Origin of the sequence: Mesorhizobium ciceri biovar biserrulae WSM1271 (assembly GCF_000185905.1) — a bacterium.
Lineage (GTDB): Bacteria > Pseudomonadota > Alphaproteobacteria > Rhizobiales > Rhizobiaceae > Mesorhizobium > Mesorhizobium ciceri.
Genome location: NC_014923.1, coordinates 3,224,209 through 3,241,065, shown reverse-complemented (window position 1 = coordinate 3,241,065; position 16,857 = coordinate 3,224,209). Strand labels below are relative to the sequence as shown.

The following is a 16,857-nucleotide window of genomic DNA, read 5'->3' as shown; positions in this document are numbered from 1 at the left end:
TGGATAGATGTGTTGCCGGCTAGGCTTACTTGACCGCTTTGTCGGTGATGGCGGTGGTGTAGGCGCCGGTCGGCTCCTTGGTGATGATCTTCTGGTCGAGCAGCGCCTTGGCGGTGCGCTCGTAGGTCGCCGGGTCAAGCTTGCCGTCGGCATTGTCGATCAGCTTGGCGACTTCGCTCATCATGCGCTTCTGGTGGTTCTCGTCCTGACCGCCGCCGTCCATGACGATGCCTGCGGCTTCGTCATTGTTGTCGATGGCATATTTCCAGCCCTTCATCGAGGCGCGCACGAAACGCACCATCTTGTCTTCGAAGGCCGGATCCTTGAGCTTGTCTTCGGACGCATAGAGCCCGTCCTCGAGCAGGTCGTTGCCCATGGCCGAGTAGTTGAACACGGTCAGCTGTTCCGGCTTGTAGCCGGCGTCGATCAGTTGCCAGTATTCGTTGTAGGTCATGACCGAGATGCAGTCCGCCTGCTTCTGGATCAGCGGCTGCACGTCAAAACTCTGCTTGAGCACCGTGACGCCGTCCGGGCCGCCCTCGGTCTTCAGGCCGAGCTTGTTCATCCAGGCGTAGAACGGATACTCGTTGCCGAAGAACCAGACGCCGAGCGTGTGACCTTTGAAGTCGGCTTCGGTCTTGATCGGGCCGTCCTTCGGGCAGACCAGTTCCATGCCGGCCTTCTTGAACGGCTGGGCGATGTTGACCAGCGGCACGCCCTTTTCGCGGGCAGCCAGCGCACCGCCCATCCAGTCGACGATAACGTCGGCACCACCGCCGGCGATCACCTGCTCGGGCGCGATATCGGGACCGCCCGGCTTGATGTCGACGTCGAGACCCTCGGCCTCATAGAAACCCTTGGCCTTGGCGACATAGTAGCCGGCAAACTGGGCCTGCGTGACCCATTTCAGCTGCAACGTCACCTTGTCGGCGGCCATTGCCTGGAAAGCGGCAAGCGACATCGCGCCAGCCAGAACGGGAATAATCAGTCTTTTCATTTTGTTACCCTCTGAAGTTAGTGCCCTAAACCCACCGCCCCTATCCACCACGGACAGAGGGATGCCAAAACGTGACGGCTCTTTCGACAAGAGCGACCACGCCATAAAAGACCGAACCCGCAAGTGCTGCAACTGCGATTTCGGCCCAGACCATGTCGATGTTCATCCGCCCGACCTCGGTCGAGATGCGGAAGCCCATGCCGACGACAGGCGTGCCGAAGAACTCGGCAACGATGGCGCCGATCAGCGCCAGCGTCGAGTTGATCTTCAGCGCGTTGAAGATGAAGGGAGCTGCTGCCGGCAGCCGAAGCTTCAAGAGCGTCGGCCAGTAGCCCGACGCGTAGGTGCGCATCAGGTCGCGCTCCATATGGCCGGAGGCGGCCAGACCGGCGACCGTGTTCACCAGCATCGGGAAGAAGGTCATGATGATGACCACCGCCGCCTTGGACTGCCAGTCGAAGCCGAACCACATCACCATGATCGGCGCGACGCCGATGATCGGCAGCGCCGAGACCATGTTGCCGATCGGCAGCAGGCCGCGCCGCAGGAAAGGCACACGGTCAGCGAGCACCGCGGTGATGAAGCCGGCGCCGCTACCCACGACATAACCGAAGATGACCGCCTTGAAGATGGTCTGGCGGACATCGGCGCCGAGCACCGGCAGCGAACCGGCGATGCGCGCGCCGATGGCACTTGGCGGCGGCAGCAGGATGAAGGGTATGCCGGCCCCACGCGTCACCGCTTCCCAGATGATCAGGATCCAGGCGCCGAAGATGGCCGGGATGATCAGGCGCAGCGCGGTGCGAGCCCATTTGGCGAAGGGACGCAATGATGACAGCACCGCCACGCAGCGCCAGCCAAGCAGCCATGCGGCGGTGAGAAGCAGGAAGTACGGCGTCCGCGCCAGGCCTTCGAAACCGGTGATGCCTCCAATCAGCAGCCACGCGAGCAAATGCGCGCCGATGAAAAGCACAACGGCTTCGACGATGGACGGTATTCTGGCCGTCGAGATCAAAGCAGCGACAAGCAGAACGCCGAAGATCAGCCAGGTCGTCGCCACATAGGGATATATCAACGTCCCTGCAGGCTGCGCCAGTGGATCGACTTTCGGCGCGGCGATCGGGCCGAGCGCCACTGCGATCAGGCACAGCACGATCGCCAGCACTGCCTGCCAGGAGGGTTTCAGCCAGTTCATGCCGGCCTCCCGCCCATGGCGCGGTCGACGAGGCGCCCGGCAATGCCGACCACCATGACCAGAAGGGCGGCCACCACCGAACCGGCGACCAGCGCCGACCAGATGTCGATGGACTGGCTGTAATAGGCGCCGGCGAGCAGCTTGGCGCCGATGCCGGCGACAGCGCCAGTCGGCAGTTCGCCGACGATGGCGCCGACCAGGCTTGCCGCCACCGCCACTTTCATCGAGGTGAACAGGAACGGCACCGAAGCAGGCACGCGCAACTTCCAGAAGGTCTGCGCGCGACTGGCATTGTAGGTGTGCATCAGGTCGAGATGCATGATCTCGGGCGAGCGCAGCCCCTTCACCATGCCGACAGTCACCGGGAAGAACGACAGATAGGTCGAAATCATCGCCTTCGGGACGAGCCCGCTGATGCCGATCGCCCCCAGCACGACGATGATCATCGGCGCCACAGCCAGGATGGGAATGGTCTGCGAGGCGATGATCCACGGCATCAGGCTGCGGTCGAGCGTCGCCACATGGACAATGCCGACGGCGATGATGATGCCGAGCGCCGTGCCGAAAGCGAAGCCGAGCAGCGTCGACGAAAGCGTCACCCAGGCATTGTAGACCAGGCTGCGGTTGGAGGTGATGGGCCGCAGGAAGGTGTTCTCGAAGAAATTCACCGCCACCTGGTGCGGCGCCGGCAATGTCGGCTTCGGCTGCGACAGCGTCTTGCCGATGAGTTCGCTGAACGTGGATGTTTCACCGGCGCGACGATCGAGATCGCGCTGGAACGGCGTGTTGAGGATGACGGCGAAGACATACCAGAGCGCGATCACGCCAACGAGGATGGAGGTGACGGGAACGAGCTTATCGCGGAAGGTGTCCATCAGGGTCGCTCCCCTCCTCTCGCCAACAGGAGAGGGCGGCAATCCCAGGTCTTCGTCATCCTGGGGCGAAGCAAGGAGCGAAGCGACGCGGCGCAGACCCTAGGATCCATGCCGTTACCTCTATGCTCCGCAACGGTGCTGAACATGGCTCCCTGTGCCTCGCCCTGCTTGGCGGGTATTCTCAGCCGCTTGCGCCCTTCGGCGGACGTCGCGGCATGGATCCTAGGGTCTGCGCAGGCCGCTTCGTGCCTGCTCCGCCCTAGGATGACAAAAGCGTGGTTGGCCGCTCCCTTTACGCGCGCCGCTTCGCGGCGCCCTAGGATGGCGCGGTTGGCCGCCCCCTCACCCGACCTCCGCTTCGCTCCGGCCACCCTCTCCCCGTTGGGGAGAGGAGGAAGCTCATCCTGCCCCTCAATCATCATAGCTGTGCCCCGCGCGCAGCCCGTCCCGCACCCGCGCTGCGATCGCCAGAAACTCCGGCGTCTCGCGGATGTCGAGCGGCCGCTCTCTCGGCAGCGTCGATTCGATGATGTCGCTGACACGGCCGGGGCGCGGCGACATGACGACGATGCGCGTCGACAGATAGACGGCCTCCGGAATGGAGTGGGTGACGAAGCAGATGGTCTTGTTGGTGCGTCCCCACAATTCCAGCAGCTGCTCGTTGAGATGGTCGCGCACGATCTCGTCCAGCGCGCCGAACGGCTCGTCCATCAGCAGCAGGTCGGCGTCGAAGGCCAGCGCACGGGCAATCGAGGCGCGCTGCTGCATGCCGCCCGAGAGCTGCCAGGGATATTTCTTCTCGAATCCAGAGAGGTTGACGAGGCCGAGCGTGCGCTTGATCCGCTCGCCTTGCTCCGCCCTGGATAGGCCCATGATCTCCAGCGGCAGCCCCACATTGCGCTCGATGGTCCGCCACGGAAACAGCGCCGCCGCCTGGAAGACATAGCCATAGGCGCGTTTCTCGCGCGCCTGCTCTGCTGTCATGCCATTGACGGAAATCGCCCCCGAGGTCGGCTTCTCCAGATCGGCGATGACGCGCAGCAGCGTGGTCTTGCCGCAGCCCGAAGGCCCGATGAAGGAGACGAACTCGCCCTTGCCGATGGTCAGATCGACATTGGACAGCGCCTGCACCGGCCCGTCATTGGTCTGGAAGGTCAGCCCGAGTTTGCTTGCCGCGACGACGGCTGGCGAATTCCCCGTCATCGGTTGCCGCCTGCCTGTTTCCGTTCCTGCGGCGGCTGGAATCCGATTGCTTTTATCGCGATGTTGTTTTCCACTTACCCTGTCCCATTTGGCCCTGTCCCTCTGACCTTGTCCCACGCGATCGACGCCCGGAGTTTCCCCGATGTCGCCCAAACCCACTTGTCATCTTATCCGCCCTGAAAGCACTTATGAAGGCAAGCAGGGGCTGACCTATTTCGCCGGCATTGCCGCCGAGACCGTCGGTGCCTCCGGCATCTGCATGCACATGCTCACCATGCCGCCCGGCGCCCGCGCCAAGGCGCATATGCACGAGAGCCACGAGACGGCGATCTATGTGCTCTCCGGCGAAGTTCACACCTGGTATGGCGACCGGCTCGAGCATCATATCGTCGTCAAGGCCGGTGATCTCTTCTACATCCCCGCCGGCGTGCCGCATCTGCCGGCCAACCTGAGCGGCGCCCCGTCCTCTGCCGTCATTGCGCGCACCGATCCCAACGAACAGGAGAGCGTCGTCCTGCTGCCGGAACTGGATGCGCTGGTCGCCGGAAGCTGACTTCGCCGGGCTAGGCGCCCGTCGGCCAATTGCTTGAGGTTTGCGCCCGCCAGCTTCGGCAATCATCGGCACCGAGACACTTCCCCATAGACGGTGCCGTCCGCATCCGCGATCAACAGTTTCTTGGCGTTCTTGGTGCTGTGCTTGATGATGAAGGTGGCGGGCGACTTGCCCTCTTCGCCTTCGGCCTCGCACTCCGCCTTCACCACAAGCGAGCCGTCGGCCTGGACCCTCTTGCCGGTGAAGGTGCAAGCGCTCGTCGCCGTGATGAAGTCGGTGTTGGTTAGAAGCAGCATGTCCTCGGCGTAGACTTCCTGGCCGTTCTTGTTGATGCAGCCGGACTTGTTGCCATAAGGTTTGGCTAGGTCGATGCCGGCCGCCGACACTTGGCTGGCCACCAGAAGCAAAACTGCCGCGAAAAGAAGTCCCCCGCGCCGCACCTCAAACCCCGGTCGCCGGGATGCCGGTGCGTTCCACCTTGCGCGGCGCGGAGATTTCCTTCCACGTCGACAGCGCCCGGTTGACGGCCGCATTCGGCTCGCGGCCGACGAATTCACCATGGCCGGGCTTGGTCTTGACCTCGGACTCCTGGATCGACAGTTCGCCACGCGAGAACACGAACCGCGGCAGGCCGGTCACCTCGAAACCCTCGAAGACATTGTAGTCGATCACCGATTGCTGCTTCTTGGACGAAATTGTCTTCTTGCGCTTGGGATCCCAGACGACGATGTCGGCGTCGGCACCCTCTACGATGGCGCCCTTCTTCGGATACATGTTGAGGATCTTGGCGATGTTGGTCGAGGTCACCGCGACGAACTCGTTCATCGTCAGCCGGCCGGTGTTGACGCCTGTGGTCCACAGCACCGGCATGCGGTCTTCAAGCCCGCCGGTGCCGTTCGGGATCTTGGTGAAATCGCCGACGCCATTGCGCTTCTGTTTGGTGGTGAAAGCGCAATGATCGGTCGCCACCACCTGCAGCGAACCCGCCTGCAGGCCGGCCCACAGCGAGTCCTGGTGCGATTTGTTGCGGAAGGGCGGGCTCATCACGCGGCGCGCCGCATGGTCCCAGTCCTTGTCGAAATACTCGCTCTCGTCCAGCGTCAAATGCTGGATCAGCGGCTCGCCGAACACCCGCATGCCCTTCTGGCGCGCCCGGCGGATCGCTTCGTGGCTCTGCTCGCAGGAGACATGCACGACATAGAGCGGCACGCCGGCCATGTCGGCGATCATGATGGCGCGGTTGGTCGCCTCGCCTTCCACTTCGGGCGGCCGCGAATAGGCGTGGCCCTCGGGGCCGTTGTTGCCGGCAGCCAGCAGCTTCTGCGACAGTGCCGCCACCACGTCGCCATTCTCGGCATGAACGAGCGGCAGCGCGCCGAGATCGGCGCAGCGCTGGAACGACGCATACATCTCGTCGTCGTCGACCATCAGCGCGCCCTTGTAGGCCATGAAATGCTTGAACGAGGTGATGCCCTTGTCGACGACCGTGGCCATCTCGTCGAACACCTGCTTGCCCCACCAGGTGATCGCCATGTGGAAGGAGTAGTCGCACGACGCCTTCGAGGTCTTGTTGTCCCACATCTGCAAGGCTTCGAGCAGCGACTGCTGCGGCGCCGGCAGGCAGAAATCGACCACCATGGTCGTGCCGCCGGAGAGCGCCGCGCGCGTGCCGGATTCGAAATCATCGGCCGAATAGGTGCCCATGAACGGCATTTCGAGATGGGTGTGCGGGTCGATGCCGCCCGGCATGACGTAGCAGCCGGTGGCGTCGAACTCATGGTCGCCATGCAGGCCCGAACCGATGGCGACGATCTTGCCGTGCTGCATCAGCACATCGGCCTTCCAGGTGCGGTCGGCGGTGACGATGGTGCCGTTTCGGATGACTTTGGTCATTGACTGTTCCCTTGTTCTCTTCGCGCTTCTTTACGAGCGTCGTTTGGAAGGTGGATTCTAAGCTCACTCCACGATGACAGCCGTCTCCACCACCGCGTGGAACAAGACATCGGCACCCGCCGAAGCCCATTCCTTGGTGATCTCCTCGGCCTCGTTGTGGCTGAGGCCATCGACGCAAGGGCACATCACCATCGCGGTGGGCGCGACACGGTTGATCCAGCAGGCGTCGTGGCCGGCACCGGAAACGATGTTGCGATGGGAATAGCCAAGGCGGTCGGCGGCATCGCGGATCGCCTTGACGCAGCCGGCATCGAAAGTCACCGGATCGAAAGCGCCGACCTGTTCGATCTCGTAGCGGATGTCGAGTGCATCGCAGATCGTGTCGATGCCTTCGCGGATGCGGCCATCCATCGCGTCCAGCACTTCCTTTTCCGGCGAGCGGATATCGACGGTGAAGACGGTGCGCCCGGCGATGATGTTGCGCGAATTGGGATAGACCTCCATGTGGCCGACCGCGCCGACGGCATCGGGCTGGTAGTCCATGGCGATCTCATGCACCAGTTCGATCACCCGCGCCATGCCGAGCCCGGCATTGCGGCGCTTGGGCATCGGCGTCGAGCCGGTATGGGCTTCCTTGCCGGTCAGCGTCACCTGCAGCCATTTCAGGCCCTGGCCATGGGTGACGACCCCGATGTCGATATCTTCATCCTCGAGGATCGGTCCCTGTTCGATATGCAGTTCGAAGAAGGCATGGATCTTGCGGTCACCGACCTTCTCGGGGCCTTTCCAGCCGATACGCTCCAGTTCCTCGCCGAATTTCTTGCCCTGCTTGTCGACATGCCCGTACACATCGGCCTGGTCGAGCACGCCGGCGAACACGCCGGACGCCATCATAGCCGGCGCGAAGCGCGAGCCCTCCTCGTTCGTCCAGTTGGTGACGACGATCGGATGTTTGGTCTTGATGCCGAGATCGTTGAGCGAGCGCACCACTTCAAGCCCGCCCAGTACGCCGAGCACGCCGTCATACTTGCCGCCGGTCGGCTGCGTATCGAGATGGCTGCCGACATAGACCGGCGGCAGGCTGGGATCGGTGCCTTCGCGGCGGGCAAACATCGTGCCCATTTCATCGACGCCCATTTCGAGCCCGGCCGCATCGCACCAGCGCTTGAACAGATGCCGCCCTTCGCCGTCTTCGTCGGTCACGGTCTGGCGATTGTTGCCGCCGGCAATGCCGGGGCCAATCTTCGCCATCTCCATGATGGAATCCCACAAACGGTCTGAATTGATTCGCAGATTCTCGCCGGGTGCGGCCATCTCGAGTTCCCATCTACACCGGGGGTCTTGTCGCCCCTTGAGTGATTTACAGCTTGACCGTATGGTCAGCTTTTAAACTACACAACCTGACCAAGCGGTCAACTAGAATCTTGGGGTAGACATGGCAGAACCCACCCGCCCCATGCGGCGACAGGAGATCCGCCGAGAGAATGAAAAAACCATTCTCGTCGCTGCAGAGAAGGTGTTTGCGGAGGCAGGGTTTGGCGGCGCCACGATGCAGTTGATTGCGGATCTGGCCGGACTGCCGAAGGCAAATCTCCACTACTATTTCGCCACCAAGGAAGAGCTTTACCGGTCGGTCGTTCAAAACATCTTTGAAATCTGGCTACAGGCGGCCAATTGCTTCGACGCGGCGCGCGGGCCCATAGACGGCATCAGTGCCTATATCGACGCCAAGATGGAAATATCACGCCGCCATCCCGACGGCTCGAAGGTCTGGGCCTCCGAAGTGATGCACGGGGCGCCGGTGCTTCAGGACTATATGGAATCGACGCTGCGCGAATGGACCGACGGCCGCGTCGAGATCATCAGGCGCTGGATCGAGGAAGCCAAGATGGACCCGGTGGATCCGCGCCATCTGCTCTATATGCTTTGGGCCACGACCCAGCACTACGCCGATTTCGGCCATCAGATCGAGACACTCAATGGCGGAAAACCTCTGTCCGACCGGCAATGGCGGGAAGCCAAGGAAAATATCAAGCGGGTGATCCTGACCGGGATCGGTGCGTTGCCCGCCTGACTGTAATGGTTCGTTGCAAGCAAAAGGTCAGGTCGGCGCGCTGCCGCGCCGACCTCAACCGACCGCGTCAGTCCGTCAATCGATTGACCTCAGCACATCGCGAACATGGTCGATCAATTCGTTGATCTGGCCCTTGGTGATGATCAGCGGCGGCGACAGCGCGATGATGTCGCCGGTGGTGCGGATCAGCGCGCCGCGCTCGAACGCCTTGACGAAGGCCGAGAAGGCCCGCTTGGTCGGCTGGCCGGCGATCGGCGCCAACTCGATCGCACCGATCAGGCCGATGTTCCTGATATCGATGACGTTCGGCTCGCCCTTCAGCGAATGCAGCGCGTCTTCCCAGTACGGCGCCAGCTCCTCGCCACGGGTCAGCAAGCCCTCTTCCTTGTAGGTGTCAAGCGTGCCGAGTGCGGCCGCGCAGGCGATCGGGTTGCCCGAATAGGTGTAGCCGTGGAAGAACTCGATCATGTGCTCGGGGCCGGTCATGAAGGCGTCGTGGATCTCCTTCTTCACAAACACCGCGCCCATCGGGATGACGCCGTTGGAGACGCCCTTGGCGGTGGTCATGATGTCGGGCGTGACACCGAAATAGTCGGCGGCGAACGGTGTGCCGAGACGGCCGAAACCGGTGATGACCTCATCGAAGATCAACAGGATGCCGTGCTTGGTGCAGATCTCGCGCAGCTTCTCCAGATAACCCTTCGGCGGCAGGATGACGCCGGTGGAGCCGGCGACCGGCTCGACGATGACGGCGGCGATGGTCGAAGCGTCGTGCAGGGCGACGATACGCTCCAGCTCGTTGGCGAGTTCCGCGCCATACTCCGGCACACCCTTGGTGAAGGCGTTCTTTTCCGGCAGATGCGTGTGCGGCATATGGTCGACGCCGCCGAGCAGCGTGCCGAACATCTTGCGGTTGGTGACGATGCCGCCGACCGAAATGCCGCCGAAATTGACGCCGTGATAGCCGCGCTCGCGGCCGATCAACCGGGTGCGCGAGCCCTCGCCCTTCACACGATGATAGGCGATCGCCATCTTGAGCGCCGTCTCGACCGATTCCGAGCCGGAATTGGTGAAGAAGACATGGTCCATGCCCTTGGGCGCCAGGTCGACCAGGCGGTTGGCCAGTTCGAACACGATCGGATGGCCCATCTGGAAGGCCGGCGCATAATCGAGTTCGGCAGCCTGGTGCTGGATCGCCTCGGTGATCTTCGGACGGCAGTGGCCGGCATTGACGCACCACAGGCCGGCGGTGCCGTCGAGCACCTTGCGGCCGTCGCTGGTTGTGTAATGCATGTCCTTGGCGGACACCATCATGCGCGGCGCCTGCTTGAACTGCCGGTTTGCCGTGAACGGCATCCAGAATGCACTGAGATCGTTCGGCGTGACTTTCAGCCGGTTGGACATGACCAGGACTTCCCCTTGTAAACTGTTTCGCTGCGCCCAACGCTTGGTCTTTGCCGCGTTTTCATGCTACGCAAATTTTTGACCGATTGGACAAACGTTAGCACCGCCCTGTAGGCGGTCAAGGATTACTAGCGGAAATGCGGCACCTGAAGTGCGTTCCACAGGCTAGGGAAAAACTGGTCCAGAGAATTGGTCCAGATGAGCCTCAACACGAGGGCTTGCAACGGTGACCATCGGCACGGATGCCCCTCGCCGCACCCGCATCCAGCAGGAAAAGCGCGAACTCATCCTGGAGGCGGCGCTTGAGGTCTTCTCCACCAACGGCTTTCGCGGCTCGACCATCGACCAGATCGCCGAAGCCGCCGGCATGTCGAAACCGAACCTGCTCTATTATTTCCGGCGCAAGGAAGACATCCACGAAACGCTGATGCAGCGCCTGCTCGACACCTGGCTGGCGCCACTGCGCGAACTCGACGACATTGGCGATCCCCTAACCGAACTGCGCAGCTACATCAGGCGCAAGCTGGAGATGGCGCGCGATTTTCCGCGCGAGAGCCGGCTGTTCGCCAACGAGATCCTGCAAGGCGCGCCGCGCATCATGCCGCTGCTGGCGGGCGAACTGAAAACGCTGGTCGACGAGAAGGCCGCCGTCATCAAGGGCTGGATGCGCGCCGGCAAGATCGCCAAGACCGACCCTTGGCACCTGATCTTCTCGATCTGGGCGACGACGCAGCATTATGCCGATTTCGACGTCCAGGTCCGCGCCGTGCTCGGACCGAACCGCGGCGGCGACGGCCGCTTCGAGGATGCGGCAAGATTTCTCGAGCAGTTGTTCCTCGATGGGCTGAAGCCGAAGGGCTAAATGGTTTCGTCATTCTAGGGCGAAGCAAGGAGCGAAGCGACGCGGCGCAGACCCTAGAATCCATGCCGCGACTTCAACGCGCCGCAAAGGTCCAAATTCTGCTCCGTAGTACTCTTCGGCAAACGTCCCGGCATGGATCCTCGGGTCTCCGCGTCCGCTTCGCCCGTGGATGACGAAGCCGAGGGGGACGCCAGCCAACCTCAGGCGCTGCGCCGCTCGGCCGGCAGCGCGTCCAGCAATGCCTGCAGCTTGGCGATCGAATTCTGCTCGGCTAACGGCGTGTAGACGATCAGCTTCATGTCCGAGCCGTCGCCGATCGACAGGCTCATATGCTCGAAGGTCATGGCGCCCGCGCTCGGGTGCCGGACATGTTTCACCCCCGACAACCGATGCGCGACGTCGCGCTGCGGCCACCAGGCACGAAATTCGGGGCTCGAACGCGTCATCAACTCGATCAGCCGCTCGAAATCCGGATCGCCGACATAGCGGGCGCTCGCGGCCCGGAACGAGGCCAGCACGGTGCGCGCCAGTTGCTCCCAGTCAACCAGCAGGTGCCGGTGATGCGGGCTCGTGAACACCATGTGGACGATGTTGCGGGCGTCACCCTCCAGCAGACCATAATCGCCGAACACCGCCACCGCCGCCGGGTTCCAGGCCAGCACGTCCCAGCGCCGCCCGACGACATAGGCCGGCTGCAGCACCAGGCTCTGCAGCATGTGCAGCAACGGGCCATCGACCTTTTCCGGCGCTACGGCACGGCGCTCCGGCTGCTGGCGGTCGGCGAGGATGAAAAGATGCTGTTTTTCGGCGGCGTCGAGGCACAGTGCTTCGGCAAGTGCCGTCAGCACCTCGACCGAGGGCCTGACCTCCCGCCCCTGCTCCAGCCATGTGTACCAGGTCGTGCCGACACCGGCGATCATCGCCACCTCCTCGCGGCGCAAGCCCGGCGTACGTCGCCTGAGACCGATGGCGATGCCTGCGGCCGAGGGCGTCAGCCTTTCGCGGCGCGAGCGCAGGAAGGCGCCGAGTTCGCGCCGGCGGCTGTCTTCAGCCGAACGTGTGGGGGCCGCGTGAGGTTGGGACTCCATGCGCGTATTATAGCAGTATTGATACCAGGATAAAGTTTGAACTGTTTGGCCAGCGCCAACTGCCCCATCTTCCGTTCAGAGCAACAGAACGGAGGCTCTGAACATGGAACTCAAAGACAAGACGATCCTCATCACCGGCTCGACAGACGGCGTCGGCCGCGTTGTCGCGCAACGGCTCGGCGCCGCGGGCGCCCGTGTGCTGGTGCACGGCCGCGATGCAACGCGCGGCAAGGCTGTTGTCACCGAGATCGAAGCCGCCGGCGGCAAGGCCGAGCTTCTGGTCGCCGACCTCTCTTCGCTGGCCGAGGTGCGCCACCTCGCCGAGGCGGTGCGCGCCCGGACGAACCGGCTGGACATCCTCATCAACAATGCCGGCATCGGCACAGCGGGCCAAGGTGCCAAAAGGCAGGTGAGTGCCGACGGCTATGAACTGCGCTTCGCGGTCAACTATCTCGCCGGTTTCCTGCTGACATCGGAGCTCCTGCCATTGCTGAAGGCCAGTGCGCCGGCGCGCATCGTCAATGTCGCCTCTGCGGGGCAGCAGGCGATCGACTTCAGCGATGTCATGCTGACCCGCTCCTATGACGGGGTGCGCGCTTATTGCCAGAGCAAGCTGGCGCAGATCCTGTTCACCGTCGATTTGGCCGAACAGTTGCAAGGCACCGGCGTCACCGTCAACGCATTGCATCCGGCGAGCTACATGAACACAACCATGGTCCGGCAGGCCGGGGTGACGCCGTGGAGCTCGGTCGAGACCGGCGCCGATGCCATCCTCAATCTCGCCACCTCACCCACGCTCAACGGGAATAGCGGCCTCTATTTCGACGGCCTGCGGGAATCCCGCGCCGATGCTCAGGCCTACGACGCCAAGGCAAGGCAACAGCTGAGAAGCTTGAGCCTCGACCTCATCGGCCCGGCCTCCCCCACATCGAAGGAACAGCATTGATGACCAAGGCAATCCAACACACCGTCATCATCGGTGGCTCGTCCGGCATCGGGCTGGCGACGGCGCGCAAACTGCTTGGCCCGGACATGAAGGTAACCATCACCGGCCGCAACGAGGACAAGCTGAAGAGCGCTTGGAAGAGCCTTGGCGGTGCTGCCGAGAAGGCCGCTTTCGACGCGTCGAAGCCGGATGAGGTCCGTCAATTCTTCGAGCGCCTTGGTCCATTTGACCATCTGGTGCTCGCGGCCAGCGGCGGCAAGGGCCTCGGCCCGTTCCCGGCGCTTGACCTGAGTGACATCGGCAGTGGCGTGGAGGAAAAGGTCCGCCCGCAGCTGTCCTGCCTGCAGGCCGCCTTGCCGACACTCAACAAGGCCGGATCGGTCACCTTCATCTCGGCGGTGTCGGCGCAGCTCGCAACGCCCGGCGTCGCCGGTATCGCCGCCATCAACGGCATGCTGTTGACCGTGGTGCCGATCCTGGCGATGGAATTGAAACCGCTGCGCGTCAATGTCGTGGCGCCAGGCGTCATCGACACGCCCTGGTGGGACTTTCTGGCCGAGGAGCAGAGGCAGGCGCTGTTTGCCGACTATGCCGGCAGGACCCCGGTCGGCCGCATCGGTCGCGCCGAAGACGTCGCCGCGGCAATAGCCTTCCTCGTCTCCAACGGCTTCATGACCGGTCAGGTGCTGACCTGCGACGGCGGACTGCGATTTGCGGCGTAGCGTTCCTCGGGCGCCGACAGGCTTTCACCCTCAATTGGCTCTCTTTGGATCACCCCGCACGCTCTTTCCGCCGGGGCTGTCACCGCCCGGTCTCATCGCATCTGAAGCGGTCTTTTCCGGAACATAGGAATAATCAGGCGTATCAGCCCCATACATCTTGTTGTCGATCGCCTCTTGCCAGCTGAAATCCGCGTCGGTCGGTGAAACGTCGGCAATGTCATGGCGGGAGGAGCGAGAGTGCAGCCAGTTCGGGGTGATCTCTCGGACCAATTGTGCAAAGCGTCCCATCGAAACCGTTCCTTTCCTTGCCCTTTCCAGGAGGCGCGATCGCGGTTGCGTCGGCTGGATCTAAAGTTGACCTCTCAGCCAGCCCAGCGTCTCGACAACGTCGGCAAGCCCGTACCGCGCTGCGGTGTGCGCTGGTGGTTTGACGCGTATCGATATGCCGCCGGCATCATTGACGGCCTCAAAACCGTTTTCATCCGACGTGTCGTCGCCCAGGAAGACCGGGCGACGGCCCGTGAATGGCGCAATTTCCATGAAACGCCGGATCGCGGCGCCCTTAGCGGCCTCGAGCGGCAGCAGTTCCACACCGGCATTGCCGGGAACCACCCGGTAGCCCTTTGGCAGCGTGGCCAGCGCCTGCTCGACAAGCTGCGTCGCGCGCGGAAGCAGATGCGGGGCGGCGCGCGTGTGGATGGCCAGCACCCGTCCTTTGCGCTCGATATAGGCGCCACGACCGAGCTCGGCCTCGATCTCGTCGGCAAGCGCAGAAATATCCGCCGGCTCATCCGCGACTTCGACGTCGTCGTTCGGCAGGAGCCGATGTTCCAGGCCATAGAGCCCGGCGGCGCGCAGCTTCAAAGGCTGAAACAGATGATCGACAGCCGCGACGGAACGGCCTGTTATGAAGGCCAATGCCCCGTTCAGCTTGCGATCCAGGCCTTGCAGCAAGGAGCGGAGCTCGTCGCTGACCGAGACCGCGTCCGGGTGTTCGGCATGTTCCAGCAGGGTGCCGTCGATGTCGAGGAACAACGCCCATTCGCCGGTCAGCACAGTGTGCGGTTTCTCCATGACGGCCTGCGGCTTGTGCAGGGTCTCGCCAACAATATTTTGCAGCGCATCGCTCATGACATCGCCACCCGTCTGCGCTCAAAAATGGAGACGACATTGTCGACGCTGGGCGGCGGGTCGCTGACGGCACCGGTCACCCGATCGAGGTCCCCGCGCTTGCGCAAACGTGCCGCATCCAGAAGCATGCTGCCGGCCCAGCGATAGACATTGTTGTTGCGGATTGTCTCGCGCATGGGGCGCATGCGCTCGCGCTGTTCTTCGGGCGACATGGTCAGTGCCTGCAACAGCGCTCCGCTCATCATGGCGGCATCGTAAGGGTTGACGATAAGCGCCTCCAGCAATTCGCGCGAGGCGCCGGCGAATGTGCTGAGCATCAAAACGCCCTGCTCGTCGTCGCGCGCGGCGACGAATTCCTTTGCGACGAGGTTCATGCCGTCATGCAGGCTGGTGACCATGCATATGTCGGCGGCCCGATAGATCTCGTAGACCTGTTCTTGCGAGTGATGTTCGGCCACCATGATCACCGGCCTGTAGCCCTCGCTGCCATAACGCCGGTTGAGCTCTTCGGCATAACGGTGGCACTCGTCATGGAGCAGCTTGTAGGCAGGCAGCGTGCCGCGGCTGGGTGCCGCGATCTGCAGGAAGACCAGCTTTCCGATCCACTCAGGCTGTCGCTTGAACAATTCGTTCAAAGCGTGAAACCGATCGAGAATGCCCTTGGTATAATCGAGGCGCTCGACCCCGACGGCCAGCTTCACATCCGCTTTAAGGCCGAACCTCTCGCGCATGCGAGCGCGGCAATCGTCGACAGCGGGAAGTTTCGCCAGCAGGTCCGCCGGCCATTCTATCGAGATGGGATAGGCGTGCACCAATGTGGTCCGTCCGCCGTAGGAGATGGCCGCATCGGCCCGCTCGATGCGGCTTTCCAGGAAGCGATCGACGCTTTCGGTGAAATTGTTGGCATGGAACTGGGTGTGGAAGCCGATGATCGAGCTGCCGAGCAGGCCTTCGAGGATGCGTTCACGCCATGGGCAGATGCTGTACACTTCCGAATTTGGCCACGGGATGTGCCAGAAAGTGATGACGATCGCCTCCGGCAGGCGCTCGCGGATCATGCGCGGCAGCAGCGCGAAATGGTAATCCTGAACCAGCACGATCGGCCGCTCGTTGCGCGCCTCGGCAACCACCGTATCGGCAAACTTCCGGTTGACGGCTTCATAGGCAGCCCAGTCGGAGGCGCGAAAAATCGGCCGGGTGAAGGCGATATGGCAAAGCGGCCAAAGGCCCTCATTGGCGAAACCGAGATAATAACCCTGATGCTCTTCCTCCGTCAGCCAGACCCGGCGCAACGTGTAGGACGGATTGCCAGGCGGCACCTGCACGCGATCGTGGTCGTCGACGGTGAGGCGGTCCGCCGTTCCGCCGCCATAGGCGATCCAGGTGCCCGCACAGGCGCGGGTAATGGGCTCGAGCGCCGACACCAGCCCGCTGGCCGGGACGAGCAACTCGACGCCGTCGTCCTTCACATTGTGGATGTACGGCTCGCGATTGGACACCACGATAACCTGCGCATCGGGCAGATCGTCGGCCAGGATCTTGCGCAATGTTTCTGGCGACCAGGTCACCAGCGCGGCATCGGCCGATTGGCCGTTCTTTTCGAACTCCCGTATCACCTTGCGCGCGGCCTCAGCCGCCACATCTTCGCCTGCCGTATGTGGGACGGCAGGAGGATGACGGCGACGGTGCCGCGATATGGAGAGGAATACGGCAAGAGCGGAAAAACCGAGGCTCGCGAAAATCAGAACCCAGAGCAGGTCCGCACCGTAGTTTGTCATTGAACGTCAACTCACCCCGGCCGTCGGCGACCGTTTGTTCGTGTTTCCCGTTTGAAACGGTCCGCCGGCCACGTGGTCGGCGTTCGGACCAGTGTTTTTGCAACGCACAAGGCCTGGATCGGTTCCGCCAATTTTG

General features: G+C 62.9%; 17 protein-coding genes. 5 read left to right on the top strand and 12 right to left on the bottom strand.

Going from position 1 to position 16,857, the window contains the following annotated elements; genetic code table 11:
* Positions 1-25 precede the first annotated feature (25 nt).
* The 4 genes from MESCI_RS15645 to MESCI_RS15630 all read right to left on the bottom strand — a co-directional run bounded on the left by MESCI_RS15645 (position 26) and on the right by MESCI_RS15630 (position 4,270).
* Positions 26-997: an ABC transporter substrate-binding protein gene (locus MESCI_RS15645; RefSeq protein WP_013530916.1), complete on the bottom strand. Its 972-nt coding sequence runs from the start codon at positions 995-997 to the stop codon at positions 26-28.
* A 40-nt stretch (positions 998-1,037) separates the two neighbouring features.
* Entirely contained in the window at positions 1,038-2,192 is a 1,155-nt protein-coding gene (locus MESCI_RS15640) for an ABC transporter permease (RefSeq protein WP_013530915.1), read from the bottom strand.
* Positions 2,189-3,067, bottom strand: coding sequence for an ABC transporter permease (locus MESCI_RS15635; protein ID WP_013530914.1), 879 nt, complete (start codon positions 3,065-3,067; stop codon positions 2,189-2,191). The genes MESCI_RS15640 and MESCI_RS15635 overlap by 4 nt, the downstream gene beginning before the upstream one ends.
* Before the next feature lie 411 nt (positions 3,068-3,478).
* Entirely contained in the window at positions 3,479-4,270 is a 792-nt protein-coding gene (locus tag MESCI_RS15630) for an ABC transporter ATP-binding protein (protein ID WP_013530913.1), read from the bottom strand.
* A gap of 142 nt (positions 4,271-4,412) precedes the next feature.
* On the opposite strand from MESCI_RS15630, the gene MESCI_RS15625 reads away from it, so the two are divergent.
* Positions 4,413-4,823: a cupin domain-containing protein gene (locus MESCI_RS15625; protein WP_013530912.1), complete on the top strand. Its 411-nt coding sequence runs from the start codon at positions 4,413-4,415 to the stop codon at positions 4,821-4,823.
* Between the two features lie 62 nt (positions 4,824-4,885).
* On the opposite strand, the gene MESCI_RS15620 is transcribed toward MESCI_RS15625, so the two are convergent.
* From MESCI_RS15620 to MESCI_RS15610, 3 genes are all read right to left on the bottom strand, one after another.
* Positions 4,886-5,221, bottom strand: a complete 336-nt coding sequence (locus MESCI_RS15620) for a hypothetical protein (RefSeq protein ID WP_245268535.1) — start codon at positions 5,219-5,221, stop codon at positions 4,886-4,888.
* A gap of 43 nt (positions 5,222-5,264) precedes the next feature.
* Complete coding sequence (gene hydA / locus MESCI_RS15615; RefSeq protein WP_013530910.1) at positions 5,265-6,716, bottom strand: dihydropyrimidinase; 1,452 nt, start codon at positions 6,714-6,716, stop codon at positions 5,265-5,267.
* Positions 6,717-6,779: 63 nt separating this feature from the next.
* The gene (locus tag MESCI_RS15610) at positions 6,780-8,030 is read right to left on the bottom strand and encodes a Zn-dependent hydrolase (protein ID WP_013530909.1); all 1,251 of its coding nucleotides are present in this window, start codon (positions 8,028-8,030) and stop codon (positions 6,780-6,782) included.
* 121 nt (positions 8,031-8,151) lie between these two features.
* Between MESCI_RS15610 and MESCI_RS15605 the strand changes: the two genes are divergently transcribed.
* Positions 8,152-8,790 (top strand): TetR/AcrR family transcriptional regulator, encoded by a 639-nt coding sequence (locus MESCI_RS15605; RefSeq protein ID WP_013530908.1) that lies wholly within the window; start codon positions 8,152-8,154, stop codon positions 8,788-8,790.
* Between the two features lie 75 nt (positions 8,791-8,865).
* On the opposite strand, the gene aptA is transcribed toward MESCI_RS15605, so the two are convergent.
* Complete coding sequence (aptA, locus tag MESCI_RS15600) at positions 8,866-10,194, bottom strand: omega-aminotransferase AptA (protein ID WP_013530907.1); 1,329 nt, start codon at positions 10,192-10,194, stop codon at positions 8,866-8,868.
* Positions 10,195-10,420: 226 nt separating this feature from the next.
* On the opposite strand from aptA, the gene MESCI_RS15595 reads away from it, so the two are divergent.
* Complete coding sequence (locus tag MESCI_RS15595) at positions 10,421-11,056, top strand: TetR family transcriptional regulator C-terminal domain-containing protein (RefSeq protein ID WP_013530906.1); 636 nt, start codon at positions 10,421-10,423, stop codon at positions 11,054-11,056.
* Positions 11,057-11,256: 200 nt separating this feature from the next.
* Here the strand turns inward: MESCI_RS15595 and MESCI_RS15590 are convergent, their stop codons facing one another.
* Positions 11,257-12,144 carry a helix-turn-helix transcriptional regulator gene (locus MESCI_RS15590; protein ID WP_013530905.1) on the bottom strand — a complete coding sequence of 296 codons (888 nt, stop codon included), beginning with the start codon at positions 12,142-12,144 and terminating at the stop codon, positions 11,257-11,259.
* Between the two features lie 103 nt (positions 12,145-12,247).
* Here MESCI_RS15590 and MESCI_RS15585 point away from each other — a divergent pair, with 103 nt between their 5' ends.
* On the top strand, positions 12,248-13,090 hold the full coding sequence (locus MESCI_RS15585) for an SDR family oxidoreductase (protein ID WP_013530904.1): 843 nt from the start codon (positions 12,248-12,250) through the stop codon (positions 13,088-13,090).
* Entirely contained in the window at positions 13,090-13,812 is a 723-nt protein-coding gene (locus MESCI_RS15580; RefSeq protein ID WP_013530903.1) for an SDR family oxidoreductase, read from the top strand. The genes MESCI_RS15585 and MESCI_RS15580 overlap by 1 nt, the downstream gene beginning before the upstream one ends.
* Before the next feature lie 30 nt (positions 13,813-13,842).
* Here MESCI_RS15580 and MESCI_RS15575 read toward each other — a convergent pair whose 3' ends face one another.
* Genes MESCI_RS15575 through MESCI_RS15565 form a run of 3 tightly spaced genes read right to left on the bottom strand, consistent with a single transcriptional unit; the run spans position 13,843 to position 16,721 of the window.
* Positions 13,843-14,100, bottom strand: a complete 258-nt coding sequence (locus tag MESCI_RS15575; protein WP_013530902.1) for an excinuclease ABC subunit C — start codon at positions 14,098-14,100, stop codon at positions 13,843-13,845.
* A 60-nt stretch (positions 14,101-14,160) separates the two neighbouring features.
* Positions 14,161-14,886, bottom strand: coding sequence for a trehalose-phosphatase (gene otsB, locus MESCI_RS15570; RefSeq protein ID WP_164920042.1), 726 nt, complete (start codon positions 14,884-14,886; stop codon positions 14,161-14,163).
* Positions 14,887-14,939: 53 nt separating this feature from the next.
* The gene (locus MESCI_RS15565; RefSeq protein WP_013530900.1) at positions 14,940-16,721 is read right to left on the bottom strand and encodes an alpha,alpha-trehalose-phosphate synthase (UDP-forming); all 1,782 of its coding nucleotides are present in this window, start codon (positions 16,719-16,721) and stop codon (positions 14,940-14,942) included.
* Between the last annotated feature and the right edge of the window lie 136 nt (positions 16,722-16,857).

Excerpts from the sequence above, each read along its gene's own strand:
- MESCI_RS15585 (WP_013530904.1), top strand. The coding sequence starts at position 12,248 with ATGGAACTCAAAGACAAGACGATCCTCATCACCGGCTCGACAGACGGC.
- MESCI_RS15625 (WP_013530912.1), top strand. The coding sequence starts at position 4,413 with ATGTCGCCCAAACCCACTTGTCATCTTATCCGCCCTGAAAGCACTTAT.
- MESCI_RS15575 (WP_013530902.1), bottom strand. The coding sequence starts at position 14,100 with ATGGGACGCTTTGCACAATTGGTCCGAGAGATCACCCCGAACTGGCTG.
- MESCI_RS15630 (WP_013530913.1), bottom strand. The coding sequence starts at position 4,270 with ATGACGGGGAATTCGCCAGCCGTCGTCGCGGCAAGCAAACTCGGGCTG.
- MESCI_RS15645 (WP_013530916.1), bottom strand. The coding sequence starts at position 997 with ATGAAAAGACTGATTATTCCCGTTCTGGCTGGCGCGATGTCGCTTGCC.
- MESCI_RS15635 (WP_013530914.1), bottom strand. The coding sequence starts at position 3,067 with ATGGACACCTTCCGCGATAAGCTCGTTCCCGTCACCTCCATCCTCGTT.
- MESCI_RS15580 (WP_013530903.1), top strand. The coding sequence starts at position 13,090 with ATGACCAAGGCAATCCAACACACCGTCATCATCGGTGGCTCGTCCGGC.
- hydA (WP_013530910.1), bottom strand. The coding sequence starts at position 6,716 with ATGACCAAAGTCATCCGAAACGGCACCATCGTCACCGCCGACCGCACC.
- MESCI_RS15590 (WP_013530905.1), bottom strand. The coding sequence starts at position 12,144 with ATGGAGTCCCAACCTCACGCGGCCCCCACACGTTCGGCTGAAGACAGC.
- MESCI_RS15565 (WP_013530900.1), bottom strand. The coding sequence starts at position 16,721 with ATGACAAACTACGGTGCGGACCTGCTCTGGGTTCTGATTTTCGCGAGC.
- MESCI_RS15640 (WP_013530915.1), bottom strand. The coding sequence starts at position 2,192 with ATGAACTGGCTGAAACCCTCCTGGCAGGCAGTGCTGGCGATCGTGCTG.
- MESCI_RS15605 (WP_013530908.1), top strand. The coding sequence starts at position 8,152 with ATGGCAGAACCCACCCGCCCCATGCGGCGACAGGAGATCCGCCGAGAG.
- MESCI_RS15610 (WP_013530909.1), bottom strand. The coding sequence starts at position 8,030 with ATGGCCGCACCCGGCGAGAATCTGCGAATCAATTCAGACCGTTTGTGG.
- aptA (WP_013530907.1), bottom strand. The coding sequence starts at position 10,194 with ATGTCCAACCGGCTGAAAGTCACGCCGAACGATCTCAGTGCATTCTGG.
- otsB (WP_164920042.1), bottom strand. The coding sequence starts at position 14,886 with ATGGAGAAACCGCACACTGTGCTGACCGGCGAATGGGCGTTGTTCCTC.